Annotated in this window: 20 protein-coding genes, 1 pseudogene and 1 riboswitch; of the genes and pseudogenes, 5 read left to right on the top strand and 16 right to left on the bottom strand. The window is 44.8% G+C overall.

Annotated elements, in window-relative coordinates:
* Positions 1-104: 104 nt before the first annotated feature.
* Positions 105-740, bottom strand: a complete 636-nt coding sequence (locus H1230_RS05105) for a TrkA C-terminal domain-containing protein (RefSeq protein WP_239714498.1) — start codon at positions 738-740, stop codon at positions 105-107.
* 112 nt (positions 741-852) lie between these two features.
* Positions 853-1,647, bottom strand: coding sequence for a CheR family methyltransferase (locus tag H1230_RS05100; protein ID WP_239714497.1), 795 nt, complete (start codon positions 1,645-1,647; stop codon positions 853-855).
* Between the two features lie 274 nt (positions 1,648-1,921).
* Here H1230_RS05100 and H1230_RS05095 point away from each other — a divergent pair, with 274 nt between their 5' ends.
* Positions 1,922-2,608 carry a response regulator transcription factor gene (locus H1230_RS05095; protein WP_239714496.1) on the top strand — a complete coding sequence of 229 codons (687 nt, stop codon included), beginning with the start codon at positions 1,922-1,924 and terminating at the stop codon, positions 2,606-2,608.
* Between the two features lie 72 nt (positions 2,609-2,680).
* Here the strand turns inward: H1230_RS05095 and H1230_RS05090 are convergent, their stop codons facing one another.
* The 8 genes from H1230_RS05090 to H1230_RS05055 form a co-directional block, all read right to left on the bottom strand.
* Positions 2,681-3,748, bottom strand: a complete 1,068-nt coding sequence (locus H1230_RS05090) for an HD domain-containing phosphohydrolase (RefSeq protein ID WP_239714495.1) — start codon at positions 3,746-3,748, stop codon at positions 2,681-2,683.
* Positions 3,749-3,820: 72 nt separating this feature from the next.
* Positions 3,821-6,181 carry an ATP-binding protein gene (locus H1230_RS05085; RefSeq protein ID WP_239714494.1) on the bottom strand — a complete coding sequence of 787 codons (2,361 nt, stop codon included), beginning with the start codon at positions 6,179-6,181 and terminating at the stop codon, positions 3,821-3,823.
* A 166-nt stretch (positions 6,182-6,347) separates the two neighbouring features.
* Entirely contained in the window at positions 6,348-6,665 is a 318-nt protein-coding gene (locus H1230_RS05080; protein ID WP_239714493.1) for an Hpt domain-containing protein, read from the bottom strand.
* Positions 6,634-9,063, bottom strand: a complete 2,430-nt coding sequence (locus H1230_RS05075; RefSeq protein ID WP_239714492.1) for an ATP-binding protein — start codon at positions 9,061-9,063, stop codon at positions 6,634-6,636. Before H1230_RS05075 ends, H1230_RS05080 begins: the two co-directional genes overlap by 32 nt.
* A gap of 41 nt (positions 9,064-9,104) precedes the next feature.
* Positions 9,105-9,566 carry a chemotaxis protein CheX gene (locus tag H1230_RS05070; protein WP_239714491.1) on the bottom strand — a complete coding sequence of 154 codons (462 nt, stop codon included), beginning with the start codon at positions 9,564-9,566 and terminating at the stop codon, positions 9,105-9,107.
* Between the two features lie 20 nt (positions 9,567-9,586).
* Positions 9,587-9,943 (bottom strand): response regulator, encoded by a 357-nt coding sequence (locus H1230_RS05065; RefSeq protein ID WP_239714490.1) that lies wholly within the window; start codon positions 9,941-9,943, stop codon positions 9,587-9,589.
* A gap of 102 nt (positions 9,944-10,045) precedes the next feature.
* On the bottom strand, positions 10,046-11,623 hold the full coding sequence (locus tag H1230_RS05060; RefSeq protein ID WP_239714489.1) for a response regulator: 1,578 nt from the start codon (positions 11,621-11,623) through the stop codon (positions 10,046-10,048).
* A gap of 12 nt (positions 11,624-11,635) precedes the next feature.
* Entirely contained in the window at positions 11,636-13,468 is a 1,833-nt protein-coding gene (locus H1230_RS05055; RefSeq protein WP_239714488.1) for a sensor histidine kinase, read from the bottom strand.
* Positions 13,469-13,648: 180 nt separating this feature from the next.
* Between H1230_RS05055 and H1230_RS05050 the strand changes: the two genes are divergently transcribed.
* The 3 genes from H1230_RS05050 to H1230_RS05040 all read left to right on the top strand — a co-directional run bounded on the left by H1230_RS05050 (position 13,649) and on the right by H1230_RS05040 (position 16,806).
* Entirely contained in the window at positions 13,649-14,539 is an 891-nt protein-coding gene (locus H1230_RS05050; protein ID WP_239714487.1) for a carbohydrate ABC transporter permease, read from the top strand.
* Positions 14,539-15,375 (top strand): carbohydrate ABC transporter permease, encoded by an 837-nt coding sequence (locus tag H1230_RS05045; protein ID WP_239714486.1) that lies wholly within the window; start codon positions 14,539-14,541, stop codon positions 15,373-15,375. Before H1230_RS05050 ends, H1230_RS05045 begins: the two co-directional genes overlap by 1 nt.
* 123 nt (positions 15,376-15,498) lie before the next feature.
* Positions 15,499-16,806, top strand: a complete 1,308-nt coding sequence (locus tag H1230_RS05040; RefSeq protein ID WP_239714485.1) for an ABC transporter substrate-binding protein — start codon at positions 15,499-15,501, stop codon at positions 16,804-16,806.
* A 76-nt stretch (positions 16,807-16,882) separates the two neighbouring features.
* On the opposite strand, the gene H1230_RS05035 is transcribed toward H1230_RS05040, so the two are convergent.
* From H1230_RS05035 to H1230_RS05025, 3 genes are all read right to left on the bottom strand, one after another.
* Positions 16,883-18,190 carry an Nramp family divalent metal transporter gene (locus tag H1230_RS05035; protein ID WP_481857116.1) on the bottom strand — a complete coding sequence of 436 codons (1,308 nt, stop codon included), beginning with the start codon at positions 18,188-18,190 and terminating at the stop codon, positions 16,883-16,885.
* A gap of 235 nt (positions 18,191-18,425) precedes the next feature.
* Positions 18,426-18,620: a DUF2933 domain-containing protein gene (locus tag H1230_RS05030; RefSeq protein ID WP_239714484.1), complete on the bottom strand. Its 195-nt coding sequence runs from the start codon at positions 18,618-18,620 to the stop codon at positions 18,426-18,428.
* 87 nt (positions 18,621-18,707) lie between these two features.
* The gene (locus H1230_RS05025; protein ID WP_239714483.1) at positions 18,708-20,264 is read right to left on the bottom strand and encodes an SAM-dependent methyltransferase; all 1,557 of its coding nucleotides are present in this window, start codon (positions 20,262-20,264) and stop codon (positions 18,708-18,710) included.
* A gap of 124 nt (positions 20,265-20,388) precedes the next feature.
* Between H1230_RS05025 and H1230_RS05020 the strand changes: the two are divergent.
* Positions 20,389-20,751: pseudogene (locus tag H1230_RS05020) on the top strand (cupin domain-containing protein); the annotation flags it as partial.
* Between the two features lie 45 nt (positions 20,752-20,796).
* Here H1230_RS05020 and H1230_RS05015 read toward each other — a convergent pair.
* The 3 genes from H1230_RS05015 to H1230_RS05005 form a co-directional block, all read right to left on the bottom strand.
* Entirely contained in the window at positions 20,797-22,131 is a 1,335-nt protein-coding gene (locus H1230_RS05015) for a voltage-gated chloride channel family protein (RefSeq protein WP_239714482.1), read from the bottom strand.
* Between the two features lie 106 nt (positions 22,132-22,237).
* Positions 22,238-22,301, bottom strand: a riboswitch (Fluoride riboswitch).
* Positions 22,302-22,379: 78 nt separating this feature from the next.
* Positions 22,380-23,123 carry an SDR family oxidoreductase gene (locus H1230_RS05010; protein ID WP_239714481.1) on the bottom strand — a complete coding sequence of 248 codons (744 nt, stop codon included), beginning with the start codon at positions 23,121-23,123 and terminating at the stop codon, positions 22,380-22,382.
* A 19-nt stretch (positions 23,124-23,142) separates the two neighbouring features.
* Entirely contained in the window at positions 23,143-24,051 is a 909-nt protein-coding gene (locus H1230_RS05005) for an SDR family oxidoreductase (protein WP_239714480.1), read from the bottom strand.
* Positions 24,052-24,076 lie beyond the last annotated feature (25 nt).

Here is a 24,076-nt window from a genome sequence, read left to right as displayed (position 1 = left end):
TTGTGAAACAGAATTAGGTTGTATGTATTATGTTGGAAATTATCCGCATAAAAAAAGATTATCCAGGTATAAGTACCATTGGATAACCTTTTTTCAACCTGATATTATATATTATTTCCGTATCCTTGATTAATAAACTGTTCTGTTCTTTGGTACATTTTGTCATCCCCAACGACAACCAATATATCATTTTCCCGCAAAATAACATGAGGGCCTGGAGAAATGGAAATGCTTGTTCCTCGACGGAGTGCAATTATTGTAGCTCCTGTATTCTGCCAGAACTGCAGATCGCCAATCGTTTTGCCGGCAACATGAGATTCCTCATGGATAGTTATTTCTCCCGGATGGTATGGCTTTAGATTCTGAAGTCGGTCTGACGCCTCTACAATCTCGGTCAAGAGCTTCTCAAACTTCCGGTCAATCTCTTTCTTCTCCAGCAATAATTGCTGCAAATCCTGTTTCAGTGAATAGGCTGATTTCAAATAATGATTTTTGGTAATGTACTCATGCGCTTTTTGATCTGAGATGACAATAATCTCTTTACCCTGTGAGACAAAAATGATGTTCTCATCCTTCAATAAACCCATTGCTTTGCGAATGGTCTCCGGAGAAACATGGTACTGCCCTGCTAATAGAGAACGCCCAGAAATCTTACTGTTTACAGGGAATTCCCCACATACGATTCTTTGCGCAATATCAAGGGCTATTGATTTGTAACTGGCCATCTCCTGCATGGACATTGTCGACCCCTTACTCAGGTGGAAATTTTATTTGATCTAAAACTTTGCTCTAGTATAATTTCGTAAAGCAGAAGCGTCAACAGTTGATACGCGGATATCCCTCGTTTGTTCCTCACTCGATCCTTTTCTTACGGTAAAAGAAGCTGCCAACAGCCTCAAGTGCATACCGTCCAGGATTATTGATCTGCTCCGTTCCTCCAACGAATAGAAAACCGCCTACTCTCAGTGAAGCACTGAATCGTTCATAAATCTGATGCTTCGCCTCTTCTGTGAAGTAGATCATTACGTTTCGACACAGGATCAGATCGAGATTCGAGCCGAAGGGATCAGACAGCAGATTATGCTTACGGAACTCAACCTTCTCCCGGATCATGTTTGCAACTTTCCACTCCATTCCTTGAGGGTACATGTATCCCTCTTTAAGCGTTAATGGCAGTCTACGTAGTACCGCCTGTGGATAGACAGCCAATTGCGCTTGATCAAGAATGGCTGAATCTAGATCCGTGGCTAGAATACTTACCTGGATACCTGGAAAGTTGTAGGCGAATACCATAGAAAGTGAATACGGTTCTTCCCCGCTGGAGCAGGCTGCACTCCAACAGCTTACTTTCTTAGTATCTAGAATCAGCTCGGGAATGATAGAATTTCTGAGTTGCTTCCACTGTTCAGGACTGCGGTAGAATTCAGTCACGTTTATGGTGATATGTTCCACAAAGGACTTATACATCTCTGTATCGTTCTCCATCATCCGACTGGCATCTGGAAAGCCTGATGCACCGTATTTCTGATAGAATGAACTAATTCTTCTTTTCATCTGCTCTTCCTTATAAAGCGATAGATCAATACCTGATTTCTTCATAAACCAAAGAATGAAATTGCTATAAAGTGAATTGATTTGTATATTCAATGGAGCTTCCTCCTGTGGACTATAAACTAACAGTTTGATCTGTTGGATTCGATCTGTAAAGAAATATTTCAAGAAATCCGGAACGTTTCAATGACTTATTGGGCTGTACTGCGGATTCCACCAAATCGTGGTTGCCCTAGAGAGATATCCAATAGTTCTTACAATCTAGTTATATCAAGCATTTCTAGCGATAAATGATTTTAAAATTAAAATTCTTGTACAATATGTGGTAAAATTATAAATAGAAATGTATACCTTTGGAGGTCACCTTGTTATGGAGAAACCTAAAATCCTTGTTGTAGATGATGACCGCGACATCCTTATACTCTTGAGAAAAAGACTAGAAATGGAAGGCTACGAGGTCTTTACAGTTTCTGAAGGTGAGGAAGTGATAAGACAAGTCAAGCTTAATAACTTTGCTCTGATCGTGCTTGATATTGTCATGCCCAGTATGAATGGGTTAGATATCTGCAAGGCAATCCGTAATCTCGTCAGCGCACCTATCCTGTTGCTTAGTGCAAAGGATCGTGAGATTGACAAGGTGGTGGGGCTGGAACTAGGCGCGGATGATTATATTACCAAACCGTTTAGTATCGACGAATTAACTGCACGTATTAAATCGCATCTTAGGCGGGAAATGCGCAGCGTCAGTACTCCTGTTTCGAATCAGAAGGTATTTCAATTTGAGGGTATAATAATTAATGGAGAAACGTATGAGGTTTCTGTGGATGGGGTAACCGTACATTTATCCGGGAAAGAATTTGAAATTCTACTCCACCTAGTACGCAACAGGAATCTCGTATTGAGCAGAGAGCAGATCTACAACGCGGTATGGGGATTTGAAGATAACGGGGATATTAATACAGTAACCGTTTATTTGAAGAATATTCGCAAGAAAATTGATCCGGACCACCGAATGATTATCACGATCTGGGGGATTGGGTATAAATTCGTAATTTGAAGTGCGGAGATTTAGATTTATAAAAGAGCCGGCCTTGGATCAAGAATAGCTTTTGGGCTGGCTCTTCGCATTTCAGTCTACCCATATATTTCTTATCTTAACGATTTTCGCAGAAACCTCGTAAAAAGCCTCAACAATTGTCGGATCAAAATGAACTCCACTTAGCTGCAGAATCTCTGCCAAAGCCTTCTCCACAGTCCAAGCGGGTTTATAGGGTCTTACTGAAGTCAGGGCATCGAAGACATCACATACGGCAACAATTCTTGCCTCAAGTGGAATTTCTTCACCTTGTAGATGATTGGGATAGCCGCCTCCATCCCACTTTTCATGATGGCTTAATGCGATCTTCTCACCTAATATCAATACCTCATGTTTGCTTTTCGATAACAATTCCGCACCAATGATCGTATGCTGCTTCATTATCTCAAACTCTTCGGGAGTTAGCCGCCCCTTTTTGAGTAATATTTCATCCGGAATGGCCACCTTACCAATATCATGCATTGAACTTGCATGCTTAAGTTTAATACAGAAAGCCTCTTCAAGTCCCAACTGCTTGGCTACTTCATATACATATTGACTCATCCGCATTAAATGTCGGCCAGTTTCGTTATCCCGATGTTTCATCGTCTGAATCAGCCGCAAAACATACTCCTCCTGGAGTTCCGAAATTTGGAGAGTATGCTCCATGAGCATATTCTCCAATCGCAAATTCTGCTTCTCCTGAAGCTTGCGTTGACGGATGGTTTCCAGTAAATGACGTACCTTAAGTGCGACCTCCAGCGGATCAAACGGTTTGGTCAGGAAATCGCTTGCACCTAACTGCAGGGCGCGATGCCGATGTTCCGTATCGTGATAGGCTGTAATGACCAATATAGAATGCAGCAATGGATGATTACGCGCTTTTAACGCCAACATAATATCAAATCCACTTACGATAGGCATGCTTAAATCAAGCAAAAGAACATCCGGATCTTCCCTCTCTATTGCCTCTAGTGCCTTTGTAGAGTCATTAATAACAGAAATTTGCTCATGCCCCTCCATACGAAACAGCTTTTCCAGCAATAGGGTATTGGCCCTGATATCATCAATAATCATAATTTTTGCCGAATTGTCTATACTATGCAGTCCTATCTCTAACATATGCATTCCCTCGCTCTTTTAAAAGATATATTTGAGCGCTATTCACTATTCCTTCATCGGCGTATGATTTCATCAGGCAAGTGAGCTTAGAGGAATCAGAATTTTAAATAGGCTGCCTTCTCCAAAAATACTTGTCACTTGAATCTTGCCACCCATCATCTCCAACAGCTTACTGGATACCGTTAAGCCTATACCCGTACCTTCAACCTGTTTACCCTGATAGATGCGTTGAAACGGTTCAAAAATCTGCACCAAATCCTCGGATCGTATTCCAATCCCTGTATCCTCAATAATAATAGCTACTTGATTACCCTCCACCAGCATTGCTCGGATGATGACGGAACCATTGGGCTTATTGTATTTGATTGCATTCGAAAGTAAATTCAGCAATACCTGTTTCATCCGAACTCGATCACAAGAAATAGATTCCTCATACATGGCCCGTGAATCATTATGGAGTTGAATACCACTCAAATCACAAATGGGTTGAACCCAAGAGAAGCACTCCTCCAAAATATCCCCCAAACGTACATTCTCCATATAGACAGATGAACGGCCGGATTCAACTCTCGAAAGATCAAGGATTTCACTAATTAATTGCAGCAAATGTTTACCTGCTTTAATGATTTCTCTTACACTCTCTTTCTGAGAGAGGGATAATGGCTCAGCCGTATCATATTCAAGCAACTGAGAAAAGCCAAGTATTGCATTCATGGGCGTACGTAATTCATGACTCATATTGGATAGAAATTCAGACTTCGCCTTACTAGCTTTCTCAGCAATTTCTTTAGAGCGGCGTAGTGAATGTTCATATTGTCTTCTATCTGTAATATCTCGCGCGATCATACAAACTTTTCGTGAAATCTCATTCTTTTTGTGAATAGGCGTAATGTTTACCTGCATCCACCTTAGACCAATGCTGGTTTGTACTGAAAATTCAAGTCCTAACGTTTCCCCTGTCCTGAGCACTTTATGTAATGTATCCAAATAACTCTTCGCGGTTTCTTCATCGAACAGGTTAGTAATGTGGGTTCCTTCCATACTTCGAGCGGTTTCTATTTTAAATATCTTGCCTACAGTCCAGACCTTTTCTATTAGTCCCTTCTCGTCAATTTCCATAATAATATCATCGAGGGAATGAATCATAGCCTGCATATCTGCTTCCCGATCCTCGAGTTCATTCCTTACTTCGAGCAAATTCTTATTACTATTTCCAAGCTTCCTACCCACTGCAGCCAGTATAGTAGCTGTCTCTTTCATCTCATAGACTTCAATATCAGGAATAAGCTGTTCATATCTACCATTTCCAATGCCAATAGCGATATTGTTGATAATATGGAGTGGCTTGGACATTTTCCGGCTCATGACCCGGGCGCGCCAGTACAGGATGGCAAAATATATAGTGTAGAAAAAAACGAGTCCAAAAATCAGATACATTCCGATTTGATCCAGTTTGAGTTCCAGGCGGTTCGTCTCAGCAAATATAGTATCCTCTTCAGATAATACCACGAATTTCCAATTAGTAGTATCTACTGTAGACCAAGCCAAAATTTGCATCTTACCGCCAATCTCTATTTCACTCAATCCATTCTTATTCGAGGCAAGTTTAGCAGCGATACTCTTGAGATCTTTATGAGCAAATAGATTGAATTCGTCAGGCTTGAACGTATCTTCAAGAACGGGGTTCCGATAATTATGAGAGGTAAGCTCCTTGATGCCAAACAACTTCTCTATTTGTTCAGGCATAGCCAGTACCTTACCGTTTTTGCCGACTAATATGCCAAGACCATTCCAGGGAATATCCAACTCCAGAACATCTTTTCTTAAGTTCTCCACTGTAACATCTATCCCTACTACACCCTCTAGTACATTGTTGTTGTACACTGGGGCAATAGAGGAGGCCAGCCAGCCGTTTCCAGCAGGGTCTAAATAGGCATCTGTCCAGACCGCATTTCGCTCCGGATTGTGCTTGGCATCTGCTTCATAATAGAAATTAAACGAAGGGATATTTTGTTTGGGGGCATATTGATTAATAACATCCATATATGGATAAATGATATTCAAGGAATCAAATGTGTTAAAGTATATCGCTGTCGCAAGCGGCTCGCGCGTTACCATCGACTTCATAACCGGCTGCAGCGATAACAGACGCCCCACCTTGTTCTTCTCTTCAACTCCAACTTTTGTGACGCCACTATAAAATACAGCAGCTCCACCAGTAGAACTGTTTGCTGTTGAATAATAAGCACCATTTGCATTCTGCTTCAGCCGCTCGCGATCTTCTGCAGAAATCGCCTGTCCGGAGTGCAACGCATCAGAAACAGAATCTCGGAACACATCGGTTAGTATAGATATCCGATGTGTCTGATTTCCAATCATACCTGCCTCTTGTCCGGCAACAATCTGCAGCTCATTTAATACTTCATTCTTCATACTCTGTATCTGTCGTTGTCGTGACCACTCATTTGTCACAAAAAATATGCTGATAAATACTATTTCAACTAACACTAAGGGTACGATAGCCGTTTTTATATACGTTCTCCATATCCATTGAAATAAGGATAATGACGTATCTCTCCTCATTGCATTTCCCCGTTTCCTAACGTGCGCATGGTTTAATAAATATCACCAGGTTATTTAGATAATGCTGTAATTGATAGCGGCATAATTGAATGCAGTCAATATCTTCAAGAGCCGCGGATTCTTCCAAATGGCGCCCGATTACTGAAATCATCTGCAATCCATATCCGCCACCGCTCCCCTTTAAAGAATGTCCGATATTCTGGATTTTCTCAAAATCACCTTGTTGAAAGGCTGTAGTAATTGTAGCTAAATCCTCTTCACGTCGTTCGAGGTACCCTGGAATAAGATCAGCTATATCCTCGTCAATCCAAATCTCTATCGGTTGTCCAGACATCCCGCTCGCCTCCAGTCTCTCTAGCGCTGCCCAAACCATATCGCCGGATCATTTGAAACAATTGATCCATAAAGATTGGTTTCTCCAGGAAGTCCGTACATCCAGCTTCATAACTGGCTCTGCGGTGCTCCTCAAATGCGTGTGCAGTAAGCGCAATAATCGCAGTCGGCTCAAATCCTTCACTTAATTCCCAAGCGCGGATCAGTCTTGTAGCTTCGTAGCCATCCATTAAAGGCATTTGGATATCCATAAAGACCATATCGTAAGAGCCTTCGGTAAATGCCTTCACCACTTCAAATCCGTTAACGGCAACATCTACCGAACAATTCATTTTCTTCACAAAGGCCAGAAATAAATTCTGATTGTCTATATTATCCTCTGCCAGCAATATGCTTAACTTCCGGTCAAGACGCAACTTTGAATCCTCCGGCGAAGCGGGGGTAACCGGGAGCTTCATGACAAATGTTGTACCTTCCCCTAGCCTGCTTTGATAGCTAATCGTTCCTCCAAGCGTTTCCGAAAGCTTCCGAGAAAGAGCAAGTCCAAACCCCATACCTTCATATTCTCTCGGTGACGCCGCATCCAACTGGAAGAAGGGTTGGAAAATATCATCAGCCATTTCTTCGGAAATACCAACGCCTGTATCTTTAATTGTAAGCATGAACCATAACTTACCGAGTTCCCGGTGTGGACGAACCGCCGCGACGATTTCTATATACCCTTGTTGCGTAAATTTCACGGCATTGTCAAGAAGTGTCTCCACAATTTGCATGATTCTCTGGGAATCACCGAGAACCAGTATGTTTGGCAATTGTTCAACTTTCACCCGAAAGTCAAGCAACTTATTTTCGATATCACTGCGATAATTATCGGATACTTCCAATACAAGTTCATGGAGGTTGAACGGAAGGGCAGCAATATGCAGCTCACCATTCTCCATGGCGGAATAATCCAGGAAACGATCGATTAAGGATAGCAGATGCTCGGAGGAGTACTTTAATTTAAGTTTTTCCTCGGAAGTAAACATATCGTGTTCTTGTTCCCGCGCGATGTCTCTCATCGCATTCAAAGGGGTACGAAACTCTTGACTGAGCATTTTCATGAATTGATCCTTCGCTTGATTTCTCTGCTCCAAATCAATCTTATTCATGACTAATTGATGTTCGCTTTCCTTGTGAATAGTAATATCATTAAACGTGAGCATGACTAACTCATCAAGTCTGCTTATCACAACACGATAGTAGTGAATACCTTCATCAACCTGCAGCTGTATTTCCTGTTCAATTGCTTTGTCCCCTGACATTAGGCTGTAGATCAGCTCTTTATAGGCATCCAGCTGTGGGAGGATCGAACTGTCAAGAGATTTGAAAATCGCTTGTGCAGCGGCATTCATCATGACAGGTTGGAGCTGTAGCTGGTCTGGACGCATTACGATGACTGCATCTTTCAAATCTCGGAGCACCCGCTCCAGCATAACGCGTGATTGCTGCTCACTCTGCATTAACTGCTGACGTTTCGTTACATCAGTCTGAAGTCCGATGAAATGTGTCGTAATTCCTGTCTCATCCTTGAGGGGAGTAATTACAAGTTCATTCCAGAACGGCTCATGATTCTTTCGGTAATTCAAGATTTCCAGCTTTACCTTGGAATGATAATTCAGAGCATCACGGATTTGTTCCCTGTGCTCCTCTTTAGTGTCTTTGCCCTGCAGAAATTTGCAGGAACGTCCCACAACTTCTTCACTCGTATAGCCCGTAATAGATGTAAAGGCATCGTTAACGTAAATGATTGGAAATCCAGACACTAACGCATCCGCAATGACAACTCCTGTTCCAACATCACGAACAGCTCGTTCATATAGATTCTTCTCCTGCACCATTACACGCAGAGCATTCTCAGTCTCCTGATACTTCGTAATCATCTGTAAACGCTTGCCTGTGGACAAGTAGATAATGGTACTTGCCAAAATAAATATGACGAGCGCAAATACAGCTTCCTTAAAATCAGCCGAGATGAATAAAAACAAAATCAATTCCAGCTCAATGGCTACCATATAGATCTTCAGATGATTCAGGGAAGGGAGAATCTGACTTATAATGAAATACATCATAAGTACACCAATCAACAGCATCGAATTATAATGCTGCTGCATCAGAGAGACGAAAGCTCCTGCAGAAATAATCCAGAGATATCCAAACAACAAAAGTTCAGAATTTTGCTTTATCTTCTCTGAGAAGAAGGTAGCCATCAGGAAAAGTGCGCCGATTGATAGGAAGACGATTTCTGTAACATCCAAATTGGGATCTTTCGGATTCAGCCAGGTAGCCAGAAAGCCCATAACAAAGATTGCTATTAAGGACAGTCCCACATATAAACGCAACATTTTCAAATGATTCATGAACAGTTCTCCCCATTCATACGGTACCTTGCGCGCGCCCATCATTCACCTAAACTGAGATGTGCTACGATGATTTGATCATTGGCATAAACCGGTACGCTGATAAATTTGCTGCTTGTTCTAAGACTGCCTTTCCCTTCATGAATTACCGGAGGGGTGATATTCGTATTTAGTTGAAGATCATTAAATGCCGAACAGCAGGCCGCTCCAACCCAATTACCAAACTCGGCAAATGCACTCCAGCCCATTTCATCAATCGTTTCAACCTTAAAACCGCACATCGTGCTGACAATATTCTTTAGAACATCATAATCCAGACTTAAAATGATCTCGCCGCGAATATCTCCAGTCATACCAACCATAACCGAAACGTTATCTGTATTCACAAATGGCTGTTGAGTCGAAGGAGTACCCACGCTGACAGTAAGGCCTAAATACCCTGTCAATACCTTCTCTAAACCCGTAAGAACTGCCTTCACTTGAGTATCCTGTACATTAATCATATCGGCATCCCCTTTCAATTCTATAATTGTTTATCGATAGCTTGCTGTAAACGATCAGGCTGAAAAGGCTTAACAACAAAATCCTTGGCTCCCGCCTTCAGAGCATCCATAACCATTACCGTTTGCCCCATAGCACTGCACATAATAATTTTGGCTTTGGGATCGAATTCAATGATACTCCGCACCGCCGTAACACCATCCATATCTGGCATTGTAATGTCCATGGTAACCACATCTGGTTTACATTGTTTATATGCTTTTATTGCTTCCTCACCGTTTGCTGCCTCACCAACAATTTCATGCCCTTTGGATTCTAGTGCTGAACGGACCATCATCCGCATGAAAGCTGCATCGTCTGTAATTAATATTCTAGCCATTTTAGCACTCCCCATCTGATTTATAACTTCATTCTAGTAGGCATTCCTATAGGGAAGATGACGAAATTATGAATAAAAAATAAAAAAGTAAAAATGCTACATTTATTGCTTGCGGTATTCCCTCGGCGTCTGTCCGGTGGCTTTCTTAAAGACCCGACTGAAATATTTCTCATCCTCATAACCCACCAGTTCTGAAATCTTAGATAGCCGTAAGTTCGTATTCTGCAGTAGAGACTTAGCTTTGGCTATTCTTAGATTGGTTAAATAATCGGACAGGTTCTCACCGGTGATCTGCTTGAACTTGCGCGATACATTCTCCCTGCTGATAAAAAAGCGTTCGGCGATATGCTGAAGTGTCATGTCCTGTTGATAGTTCTGATCCAGATAATCTCTGATTTCGAGCACAAGCCGACTGTCAGAAGTCTCGGAGAGCTTATTTTCTTTGGATAGTCGCAGCAGAAGTGCCTTTAATTGATCCCTCCAGCCTTCCACAGAGAACAATCCCTCTTCATCATAACAAAGCTCAAATTGGGTATTGTCCTCATGCTGGAGGCGCAGAAGAACTCCCCTGATCTCTTCCTGCATGCGCAGAAAGTTGCTCTCCGTGAGCATGCTCATCCCGGCAAGCTGCTCTGTCCAATCCTCGACAGTTAGGTTCATTCGATCGGTTTCTCCGGACAGGACGGCTATCTTCAACTTATCTATGTAGGCTTGAAAAGCGTGGTCTTCTACAGACCCACCCTCTCTGGGCTCATCCTTGTAGAGATGAATCCGTTCCGCTCTATGGAGAAGATTCCGCTCACTTAAGCCTTGTTGTGCCTGCATAAAAGCAGTGTGTAACTGCTGCGGGAAGGAATTCACTAGACTTAAACCCATATCCACTTCTACTCCGTACGCTAATCTAATAGCCTCATTAATGCGTAGCAGCCACTTGTGCGCTTCTGACGCATCATCCCAGAACAGAATTACTATATCGACGCCTGTCTGCCAGTAACGGAAAGCGAACCCATTCCTCTGCGGAGAGAGTACTTCGTTGCAGACATTTGCCAGAACAAAAGATGTCAGCTGCAAATCACCATGAAATCTCTGCAATAAACGGCAGTTGGCTGCCTGTAAGGAAATGACTGCAATGCTGCAGCTCTCCGCATCCCTACACATGCCGAGTTCATCGGATAGTGCAGGCTGCAGCTCCTGAAAGGAGGCATTGCAGGAGAGTAGATCTGATAGCACTTTGTCCCAATACAACGGACGCAGCACATTCAACTGCATATTCTGGCGAAAAGCCTGCTCCCGCTCCCGTTCTTCCTCCTGCCATAGCTTAAAGGCATGCTCAGCGGCAGCGATCAATTGCTTGCTGTTCAGCGGCTTGAGCAAATAATCCGTGCCTCCATAGACTATCGCGGGCTTCACATAATTAAAATCCTGGTAACCGCTAATAACAATTGTTTTTGTATTAGGAGAATGCTGATGCAGCCACTCTAGCAACTGCGCCCCGTCTACCAGAGGCATACGCATGTCAGTGAAGACAATCGCAGGCTGCTGCTCCATAATCATATCTATCGCCTCTTGGCCATTGGTTGCTTCACAGATATCAGAAATTCCATACTTCTCCCATGGAACAAAATAACGGATAGCCTCACGCACATGCTTCTCATCATCTACAATCAGCACCTTCATCATTTCATCACTCCTTTACAATTCTCCAATATCTTCAGCCAGTGGAATGATCAATGTGACAACGACTCCCTTACCGGCATCTCCCTGCAGTAATAGCTGTGCCTCTCCACTAATCTGCAGCCGCAGTCTGGCTAGCACGTTGCGTAATCCGATCTCCTCCTGCTCAGTCTTATCAATAGTTGCCAAGCTTGCTTCGATTTCTTCCAGCCGTGCAGATGTGATTCCTTTGCCGTTATCCTGAATAACAATAACCAATCGATGGTTAGCATCCAAGAAGCAGGTTATAGAAATAACCCCTTGGCTGATTCCATCGACGAAGCCATGCTTAAAAATATTCTCCACGATAGGCTGCAGTATCATTTTGGGTACTACTACATCCCGCACTGCTTCCTCTATATCGATATCGAGCCGCAGATTGTCCTCTCCGAACCGTTCCGTTTGCAGAACCATATAATTCTCCACATGCTCGATCTCATCCTGCAGCGGAACCTGCGTCCGTTCAGTATTCATAGAGTATCTCATCATACTGCCAAGTGAATAGATGAGCTCATATACCTGCGGTGCATTATAGCGCAGAGAGGAGCTGCCGATAGACTGCAGGGCATTATACAAAAAGTGCGGATTGACCTGAGCTTGTAGCGCCTTGAGCTGATTCGTCTTATTGGCAATCTCCAAACGGTACTCCTTAACGATCAAATTGTTGATCGTCCGGGTCATTCCGGTGATTTTACGGGTTAAGAGTCCGAATTCGTCCTCCCGCTCCACATCCACAAAGGCGTCCAACTGCCCGATCTGAACCTTCTGTGTAAAAGAGATCAATTTCTTTATCGGTCTCGTAAAACCGATCGATATCAGAACCGCCATAATGCCTCCAAGGATAAGGAACACAATCCCGATTCCGGTATTGATTCTGGTAATGATTCTGGCATCACCATATAGATCCTCATAAGGAACCAGCTTAATAATGCTGCCCTTGAACAATGGATCATCTATATGTCTAAACATTACGATGCCTTTAAACCCATCCTTTGTCCAGGTGAAATGGCCGAGTTCCTTCCCTGCCGGAAGCTTGCTCCAGCCTGCCGCGAACGTTTTACCGATCCACTGCGGATCAGAGGCAAACAAGGCTTGCCCCTGTTCATTCAGGACATACAGTCGCTCCTCCGTATCCGAATTGTACATGGATCTGGCGATCCCCTCTAGCTCTGTTAATCGGAAATCAATCGCCAGGTCTGCCAGTACCTCATCACTTGGCGTGCGATAGATGGGGAAATGCGCCGTGAATACTGGAACTATGCCTGACTTTAGATTCAGAAATCCGGATTTCACCCCATACTTATGATCCATATGCGTGACTTCGACAAAAGGTCGGTTCGTACCACTTGGATTGGCTGCCTCTGTATATTGGTTGTTAATTTCTTGGCGAAATAATCCCCCGCGCAGCGTGTTGGATTGTTTGGGAGCCTTAACAAATAAGTGGATCTGATACGTATTCTGATCGGAAAGAAACATATTATACAGCTGGGTGGAGATGATTGCGCGGTTATCCGACACCGTAGAACCAGCAGGGACCTTGTCCGGACTCTTGGCGATGAGAAGTGCCGTATAAAAAGAGCCTGGGACATTGATGCCGCTATATAGCGACATGGCACGCTGATTCATCCCACTGAAATAGTTGCTGAGATTGGTCTCGCCCAGCGTCAGCAGCTTCGTATTTTGCTTCACCGATTGCTCAGTTACGGACTGCTTGGTATATAGATACGAGAAGGTGACGGAAATCCCTGACGGAATGACAGAAGCCAAGAGCACAAGTGTCATGAGTCGGGTCCGTATGCTGTTTCTGAACATTCCTATTCCTCCCAAAAGTTATATCAGCATAGACAACATGGATTACTTCGCAAAACTACTTCGTAAGCATTCGCGCAATATAATCCACCTTTATCATCATCAAATTGAGTGTTGAAGGCAAGCGGTCCTTCCTATAATAAAGGTGTAAACCTGTAAGAAAACAGACAAAGGAGATTCCATATGAGAAAAGCTCTGCGCATGCAAAGAGGCTGGGGCCAGCAAATTGTATTTCTGGGACCCTGCCTCATCTTCTTTCTGGCCATTGTGGTCACACCTTTTATTCTCGGCTTCTATTACTCCTCTACCGACTGGAATGGACTGGATCTGAACAAAGCCGTCTGGACTGGCGCTGCTAACTGGAAACGTATCTTCACTAATGATGATAAGTTCTGGGCTTCGCTGTCCTTTACGCTCCGCTTCACAGTTGTATCCGTAGTAGCTGCCAACATTCTAGGGCTCTCACTCGCCTTTATTCTGATGACGTCCTTGAAGACCAAAAAGCTGCTTCGCACCATCTTCTTTATGCCCAATGTAATCGGCGGAATTCTGCTTGGGTATATCTGGCAATTCATCTTCACGAAGGGATTCGCCACCATTGGTGAAATCACTGGCATCTCCTTCTTCCAGCTGCCTTGGCTGGGTACATCCAGCACTGGATTCTGGGGTCTTGTCATTGTGTTTGTTTGGCAGACTGCCGGCTATATGATGGTCATTTATATTGCCGCACTTGCCGGAATTCCCAAGGATTTGATTGAAGCGGCAAAGATCGACGGCGCCCGTGCTCCCCAATTATTCAAAAGCGTCTATGTACCTTTGATCATGCCTGCAATTACAATTTGTCTGTTCTTGACTACCTCAAATGCCTTTAAAATGTTCGATCTCAACCTTTCGCTGACCAAAGGCGGGCCGGGAACCTCCACCCAATCGCTTGCCTATAACATCTATGCGGAAGCGCTCATCAATAACCGTTATGGTCTGGGTACAGCCAAAGCACTGCTCTTCTTCTTCGCTGTATCTGTGATCACTATAACCCAAGTATGGTTAACCAAACGAAAAGAGGTGTCGGCATAATGCAGACCAGCAGATATCGTCTTAGCACCTTCATTCTGGAAATTGCCGCCGTTCTGCTAGCGATTATCTTTCTCTCCCCCTTCTACCTGGTACTGACAAATTCGGTGAAGGGCCTGAAGGAAATCCTGATGGATGCCGCCTCATTCCCCCAGGTCTTTAAGTGGACAAATTATGCTGATGTATGGAAAGCGATCGATTTCCCGCAAGCCTTCTGGAACTCGCTGCAAATTACAGTACTCAGCGTAATCTTTATTGTCCTGTTCAGCGCCATGGCGGCCTACCGGATTGTGAGACAGCCTTCGCGCTTCAACTCATTTGTATTTCTGCTGTTGATCTCGGCGATGATCATTCCTTTCCAGTCCCTGATGTTGCAGTTGGTTCGGGTAACCAGTATTCTGGAACTGCGCGGAGAATTGTATGGGATCGTAGCCTGCTACCTCGGCTTTGGGATGCCGCTGTCAGTATTTCTGTTTCATGGTTTTATCAAGACCGTTCCCTTTGAATTGGAAGAAGCTGCCCGGGTCGATGGTTCCAATCCCTATGGAGTGTTCTTCCGGATCGTCTTCCCGCTGCTTATGCCGATTGTAGTGACGGTTGTTATCCTGAATACCTTATGGATTTGGAATGACTATCTCTTACCCGTGCTTGTCATCGGCGGCAATAAGGATCTGACCACACTGCCAGTTGCCGTAACCAAGTTCTTTGGACAATATACGAAAAAATGGGATCTTGCCCTACCGGGTCTTGTTATGGCTATCACTCCTATTCTGATCTTCTTCCTGTCGCTACAGCGATACATTGTTGAGGGGGTAACCGCTGGGTCTGTTAAAGGATAGTGCAACAACACTTTATCTATGCTGCAACAATATCCACTTTTTCAAGCAAAATATTAAGTTCAAGTTCATTCCCAATTGCATTACGATCAAGTTGTAGAAATAAAAAACCAGGGAGGTTATATTATGAAGAAAAGGCTTGCATTTACTTTCGCAATCGTTTGCACACTTATTATCGCAGGATGCGGCAACGGTGGCAATAACAATTCAGCAGTCAATGATAGCGCTAACAACACGCAAAAAGAGACAGCCGCTCCTGCAGCAACCACAGCACCTGCAAAAAATGTTACGATCAAAATGTTTCAGTTCAAGGTGGAAATTGCGGAGCAATTGAATGCCCTGGCTGAGGAATATGAAAAAGAAACTGGCGTAAAGGTTGAGGTGGAGACGCACGGCGGTGGCGAAGACTACGGCGCTCTGCTCAAAGCTGAGATTGCCTCCGGCTCAGAACCCGAAATATTCAACAACGGTGGTTATACCGCCCTCGTTCCTTATATGGACCGGGCAACGGATTTATCAGGGGAAGCATGGGTTAAGGATCTGATTCCAACCTCTAAAGTCCCTGCTACCGTAGACGGCAAGCTGTATGGTATGCCGATGAATGTCGAAGGCTATGGATTGATTTACAACAAGGCCTTATTTGAAAAAGCTGGAATTACCGAAGAGCCAAAGACATTGCCACAGCTTAAGGAAGTTGCTGCGAAGTTGAAGGCGGCTGGCATTACCCCTTTTGAAGCGACCAATGAATGGTGGTCCATGGGGATTCACCTTGTCAATGTAGGCTTGGCGAATCAGCCTGATCCGAAGAAGTTTATCGAAGATGTTAAAGCAGGAACAGAAACCATTAAAGGCAATGCAGTATTCAAGCAATGGCTGGATTTGGTTGACGTGATTTTCGACAATGCCCAGGATAACAAAATGACCACTGACTATGCCACTCAGGTTGCTGATTTTGCATCTGGCAAAGCGGCGATGATGTTGCAGGGCAACTGGACGCAGGGTGATATTGATAAGATTGATCCGGCGCTCAATTTGGGAATTCTACCCCTTCCCATCAGCGATAAAGAAGGTACCATCCTGGTCGGCGTGCCTAACAACTATGTAGTCAATAGCAAGTCCGAGCATCCTGAAGAAGCCAAAGCCTTTCTGAACTGGCTGGTAACTTCAGAAACAGGTAAACAGTACCTGACCAAGGAATTCAAGTTCATTCCAGCTGAGACCAATATTGAAACCAAAGCAGCAGATATCGGTCAAGTCGCGGTTGCTGTTCAAGAGAAATCAGCTGCTGCACTTGGTTGGAACTGGGATATGTTCCCTGACGGCGTAACTCAAGGTTTCGGTGCAGCAATGCAGGAATATCTGGGTGGCAAGTTGAGCCACGATCAATTGTTAGAGAAGCTGGATAAAGCTGTACAGGATATTGTAAAACAATAATAATAAAAGCCCAGCCCCCGGAATACTTCAGGTATGTGCCTGAGTGTATTTCGGGGGCTGGGTTCTTTATTGCTTATTAAGTAATCATTTCAAATACGAGAAACAGATTTAACGAAACAACCAAACCGGAGACGATCCAGCCAAGAACCGCTGTAATCCGGTGATTCACTAACCCGCCCATCAGTTGACGGTTGCTGGTGAAGATAACCAAGGGAATTAAGGCAAAGGCAATCCCAAAGGATAGAATCACCTGACTCATAACCAGCGCCTTCGTTGGATTCACTCCTAAGAAAATGATCACTAACGGTGGAAGTGTGGTAATAGCACGCCGTAGATACAAATTAATCCTTTTGTTGATAAACCCCTGCATGACCACATCACCAGCCATAGTCCCTACAGAAGAGCTTGACAGACCTGCAATCAATAACGCTAATCCGAACGAAATCGCTGTAACTGGACCGGCCAAGTGACCGAATTGCGTAAAGGCAACTCCCAGGTCTTCAACGACAAGACCATTTTTGAAAAACAAAGCGGCAGCTACAATGACCATGGCCATGTTCACTGCGCCTGCAATAATCATCGCGATCATAATATCAATGAATTCTAATTTGAAGATTTGTTTCTTCTCCGCTTCATCAACCCCGACTACACGACTCTGTGTCAGAGAAGAATGAAGATAAATCGCATGCGGCATCACCGTAGCACCTAGAATTCCTGCGGCTAGAAGAATGCTGTCTACACCTTCAAATCTTGGAGTGAATATTCCGGCAGCAACCGAACCTATATCTGGCTGGGCCACAATCACCTGAAAGGCGAATGCTAAGACCACAATCAGCACCATCGCGGCAATACCAGCCTCCAAGGAGCGATATCCCCGTCGCTGAAGCTCAAGAATGGCAAAGGACCCAACAACTGTGATCAGTGCGGCAGGAAGCATGGGAATATTAAACAGTAGATAAAGCCCTAAAGCCGCTCCTATAAATTCCGCCAAATCCGTGGCGATAATGACCAGTTCACTTTGAATCCATAAGAAAAAGGATACACCCTTGGGAAATCGTTCCCGTGCTACTTCAGGCAAGTTCCTTCCTGTAGCAATGCCCAGCTTCGCAGATAAAGATTGTATTAGGACAGCCATTAAATTAGATCCGGCAATTACCCACAATAAGAGATAGCCATATTTCGAGCCTGCTGTAATATTAGTGGCAAAATTACCGGGATCGAGATACGCGACTGCGGCGATGAAGGCTGGACCCAGGAAAGGAAGAATCCTTTTCAGACCTTTAATTTCCCCATTTAACACAGCTTGTGCGGATATCGAATTTCTATGAGTTCTTATTATTTTAGGTTCTACTATGCCTTGTTCCACTACACTTTGCTCCATCATTTCAATCCCTCCTCTTGCCCGAAAAAAGTTGTCTATACACACGAAAGTTTCCTCAGTGCAACTTATATTTAAATTATATGCTGAGAAATGAAAAATGTAAATATCTTTTCATTTATATTTCAATAGCTTGTACAGATATCCTTACTCTTGTATATAACCAAAAACCGGGCAGAATGCAGGAATAATCCCTGTATCTGCCCGGTTCTTTTTGATATATCCAGTTACTCTGACTGCTTTACGGTGTGAGACTCTGGATATCTTTACTCATTTTTTCATTCTGCAGCTTTAATTCATTCAATTGCTTCACTAGGTCTTCATTACTCGGGGAATGCTGCCCCTTCGATCCATGTCCATGGGACCCGCGCATGCCGAACATCATAAATATCATCATTAACGGACAGACAAGAGTTATTAACCATGACCAATTCATAAGCTGCCTCCTCAAGGTTCTTAATCATAGCTTTATCATAAAGAACCTTTGTGGAGAAAATATGTGGAAAGCGATGCGCTATCTATTCTATTGCTCGTTTAGTGCCGCCAGTAACTCCAAAGCCTCTTCATGCCCGGGTTCGAGGACTAATGCTTTACGCGTATAATCCAGTGCAGCCGCTTCGGCGCCAAGCTCATAGTTGCAGATGGCCAGACTAAAGAGCACCGTTGATAAAGGTTCTTCCTCATTAGCGCTCAATGAACGTTCCAGGAATAACCGCGCATCCTCGAACTTATCCATTTCGAACAGCAGCAGTCCACAGTCCAGCGCTAAATCGTAGCTCTGTTCCATGGCATAGTGGCCTTTCCACATCAAGTGGATGCCGCTCTGAATATCGAGCATTTCTTCGTCACTGGCATCCTGCAGCAAGTCTGAAATACGTTCAGCGCTTTGGATGAATAATTCCGCATCATAGCGACCCAATCGCCAAAAGGCCAGAATCTGCTGTAGACCCATAATATCGAAATGCTGATCGATCCATTCCTTCATACTGAAGAAATCATCCGGCCCGAAGCGGTCTATAAATCGGCGGTACGCCAGTCGGGTATTCGCGTAATGCATAGGCGACTGCAGCATAAGAATACTGCCTACATTTAAGTCTTTATAGTGATGTGTCGTGAATAGAGACAACGCACCTTTTTGCTCAAAAACAAATTGTAGCGCATGATAGTTCGCCGTCAGTGAAAAGCTTCCGTGATGAATAAGCTGGGGCGGTTCGGCAAATTCCCAATTCTCCAGCCGGTGGTCGCCTTTATCTGCGGTGAGCAGCAGGAAGCCCGCTTGGGACAGCCCGCTGAGTCGCTCCAGACAGGTAAGTCCTACGACCGGGAATAGAATATGTGCGTCCTCCAGCTTCTCCTGATACAGCGCCATCAGATCGTGATAAGGGTATGTTTCCTCTTCGTATAGGGTAGCTCGTACATAATGGTATTCAGGAATGACGGTTTCTAGTCTGTTCGCTGGCTCTGTGCCCTCAACTTCATTCGGAAAATGCAGTGAAACCTCACACTCATAGACCTTTCCTTCATCTACATAGATTAATTCCTGCGGAATACTATCAAAGAAATAGTTGGCAATAATCAGCAGTGGCTGCTGCAGCTCACCTGAGCGAACGCTGATATTAGCTTCTGTCAGCTTTAGCTCGGTATCATGGACAGCATCAAAGCGGGCGAAATCCAGTATTCCTTGCTCAACAAAGGAACGTAAGCCAGGATTCTGCTGCCAGCTGGCAATATTTTTGAAAGCTAAATCACTCATTACATATCGAAAAGGAGGCAGTGAAATACCGGCATAATCCCTCAGTTCGACTAGCTTCTGCAGCACATGAAAGGCTAATCGTCCCGCTCCCGCCCCCAGCTCAAGAATAGTAACCGGTTCAGAAGTACGCCCAAGCCCGGCTCGATCCTGTAGAAATCCGAAGATCATCTCCGCATAAGCCGTTGCGATCATCGGATTACTCGTTATATATTGCGGGACCTGATCATTCTCCCAAGCCTTCATTCCCTGTTCTTCAAAATACGCGCGCTGCAGCTCCCAAATCGGCGCTTCACTGAAGCGGTACTGCTGTTGTTCATGGCTTGTCATTTACGCTAAACCCGCTCTCTCTTGTATCTGTTAATGTTGCTCTCTTATCATAAAAAAAAGCAGTCCGCATATATTCTCATTGGGTTAATTGCTATTAAGTATATCTAGAGGGAGGCGCAAACCCATGGATTCTATTCCTCAACCCATTAGAAGCGATGGTACAGGTGCGCTAGACAGAGGTCCCCGTGATGTTATGCGGGATCGGGAGAACCCGGATATGTTCGTCCCTCCGGTTACGGATTCCGGACTGATTACAAATCTAAAATTCTCTTTCTCCGATACCCACATTCAGCTGAATCATGGGGGCTGGTCACGCGAAGTGACCGTCCGGGAACTGCCCATCGCCACCACCCTTGCCGCCGTCAATATGAGTCTCACCCCTGGTGGAGTGCGTGAACTGCATTGGCATCAGCAGGCAGAATGGTCCTACATGCTGTTAGGCCGAGCCCGCATTACTGCTGTGGATCAGAAAGGCAGCAACTTCATTAAATATCCCGGACATCCATCCAAATGATTGCACTCTAGGACGATCTCATTGCTTCTCCTTATCTGCCGATTTTCTCTTACGCAGGCTGTGAGCAGAAGCAAGTGTGGTACCCTCAGGGATAGATAGCAGATGACTTTTGGATATGCCTATCAGCTGTGACGTATAGATTCCGCTATGGCCGGAGAACAAATAACTGACCAAGCAGGCGATGAACATATAAATAGCACTCGTCGAACCAAATAGCTCAATCCCCATGAGAAAACAGGCGATTGGAGTATTGGTGGCTCCGCAAAATACGGCAATGAAGCCAAGCGATGCTAAAAAGGGACCATAGACATGCAATATGCCCGCCAGTGCATTCCCTAAGGTGGCTCCAATCGCAAACAAAGGTGTTACCTCTCCACCTTGAAATCCGGTTCCCAACGTAAAGGAGGTAAAGATCAGCTTCCATAAGAAAGCGAATGGGGAGACATCGGTTTGAAAAGAATCCTGAATCAGCGGAATCCCCAGTCCGAGATAGTCCCGGGAGCCTACGATGAATACTAGGGCGATAATAATAAAGCCGCCTATGGCGCTTTTTAACATAGGATTCTTAAACAGGGCCGTAAAGGTCCGCTTCAGAAAATGCGTCAGTTCACTGAATAGAATACTCACCAAACCAAACAAGATAGAGGCTATTATCACCTTAATCAATACTGTAAAACTCATCGCAGGAACTTCACCAACAAGGTAATGGATATGATGCACACCCCAGAAACGGGTAGTGACCTGATCCCCGACAAAGCTGGCTGCAAAGCAAGGCAGGAGCGCCTTATGACTAATTAATCCGATGGCAATCACTTCAAGGCCAAAGAGGGTTCCGGCCAGCGGGGTCCCAAATATAGAGCCGAAACCACCGCTTATCCCGCACATTAACAAGATTTTACGATCCATAGGGTTGATTCTAATCAGTCGGCCAAACCATTCCGCGAGACTCCCCCCCATTTGCACAGCTGTTCCCTCTCTACCCGCTGATCCTCCGAACAAGTGTGTAATCAGCGTTCCGACTAAGACCAGAGGAGCCATGCGCAAAGGTATCGTTTCGTTCCCTTCGCCAATTTGCTCCAGGATGAGGTTATTGCCTTTGGAGCTATTTTTCCCGAAGCGCATATACAAATAACTGACTACCGCTCCCCCCAGCGGCAACAAGTACAGCAGCCAGGAATGGCTCACCCGCAACTCACTGACGTAATCCAAGCTCTTCAGGAAAAAGGCTGAGGCGGTGCCGCTTAAGATCCCCACAATCCCACCTAAAATAATCCATTTCACAAAAGTGCTCCACAGCGCCAGCTGAATTCTCCCTTCAGCGAAATTGATCCATTGTCTCTGCCAGTTTCCCATCGCATTTAGCTCCTATTGTTAAAATAAAAAATATAAGGTTAGTTATAGTGTGCAACGTATAAATTTTCTTATATTTAAACAAAACAGACTCCTACCAGCATCATGCTCACTGGTAGGAGTCATTAGTCTTTAGAAAGACGGTTACGGCGAACTCCATCGCCAAATTGCTCTAAACCCATATTAGATAAGAACGGGGTAAAAGTCAAAGAGTTTAACTACACTAGCGCTTAATGAATATCTGCTACTTCTTAAATAAACCCACCGTTAACACGAATCGTCTGACCCGTAACCCACTGCGATTCGGGACTGGCCAAGAATAGGACAATATTCGCAATATCCTCAGGTTCACCCAAACGTCCGAAGGAGTTCATACTCCCAACACTTGCGATCTGCTCTGCAGTCTTGCCAACCGTGAACAACTCTGTATTTATGGGCCCAGGAGAGACGGCATTAATGGTGATCCCTTTCGGTCCAAGCTCTTTGGCCAGCTGACGGGTGATTTGTTCCACTGCTCCTTTGGTTCCGGCATAGGCACTGTAGGTAGGGAAGATTTGGCCGGTAACAGAGGTCGAGAAATTGATAATGCGACCGTTCTCGCTCATATGCTTAGCCGCTAGCTGGCAGCTAAAGAAGGTCCCCTTCACATTAATCGCAAACTGTCTGTCGAAATCTTCTTCGGTCATATTCACAATGGGTTTCGTGATCATAATGCCGGCATTGTTGACGAGAATATCGACCTGGCCATAGGCATCCAACGTTTTTTGAAACAGCACTTCCAGATCTGCTACTTTGCTGATGTCTGCTTGAACAGCTAATGCTTCCCCACCGCTCTGCTTAATTCCGTTCACCACGTCTTCGGCCAAACCTGGATTACTCGCATAATTAACAATGACCTTTGCTCCATGATGAGCCAGCTCCTCGGCAATCTTCCGTCCCATCCCCCTCGACGCACCTGTTACCAACGCTACTTTACCTGCTAATTTATTGTCCATTATTTATTCCTCCTCGAATTTAATTGTTAAACGCCTGTGGGACAAGCAGATCTCCTAAACCTAGCCGCTGTACGAATTCAATCCGTACTTTCTCCGAGAGCTCTGTAACTTCTGCTGCGCCATCACCTACATAATCAATGACCGAACGGGCTGGTCGAGTGCCAAGTGGCAAACTGACAATTCGGGCAATCTCATCAGCAACAGCTTGCGGGTCGGCCTCCTCTGGAGTGAGTGCACTCAGTCGATCTCCGACCTCCTCCAACAGATGATTGATCCGTGCATAGGCGTTCGTAACCTGCTCGTCTGCGGGATGACCTGCACTTGGAAAGTGTGCCGTGCCTTTAGTGAAGGCGCCAGGTACGACGAAGGACGTTTCGATGCCGAATCGGGCAACTTCATAAGCTATGGTCTGCGCTAAGGAGTCCATGGCCGCTTTCGCCGCTACATAAGGTCCAAGAAATGGTGGGAAACCTCCACGCACAGTTGTGCTGCTGATCCACAAGAGCAATCCCGCTTGTTGGGCTCTCATCTGCGGCAGCGCTGCCCGGTTAACCCGTTGCGTACCGAGTACATTGGTATCCAACACTTTAACGATCTCCTCGGGTGTGAAGGCCTCCGTCACCCCCACTACCAAATGACCTGCATTATGCACGACCACATCCAGACGCCCTTGCTCACTTACAATTGTCTGTACCGCCTGGTCAGCAGATTCTTGGGATAACACATCAAGTTCCAAAGCCTTAAGCTGAAATCCATGGTCTGCTGCGTAATCATGAAGTTCTTTCGCCCGTATTGCATTCCGCCCCTCCACATCCCGCATTGTTGCATAAACCGTGTGTCCTGCTGCAGCCATTGCCCTAGCCGACAGATTTCCAATCCCTGTGGATGCACCCGTTATGAGCACTACATTGTTCACGTTTTGCTTCATGATTAACATCTCCTTTACTTGTTGA

The sequence above is a fragment of the Paenibacillus sp. 19GGS1-52 genome, assembly GCF_022369515.1.
Classification (GTDB): Bacteria; Bacillota; Bacilli; order Paenibacillales; family Paenibacillaceae; genus Paenibacillus_AQ.
This window is presented reverse-complemented; position numbering and strand designations above follow the sequence as displayed.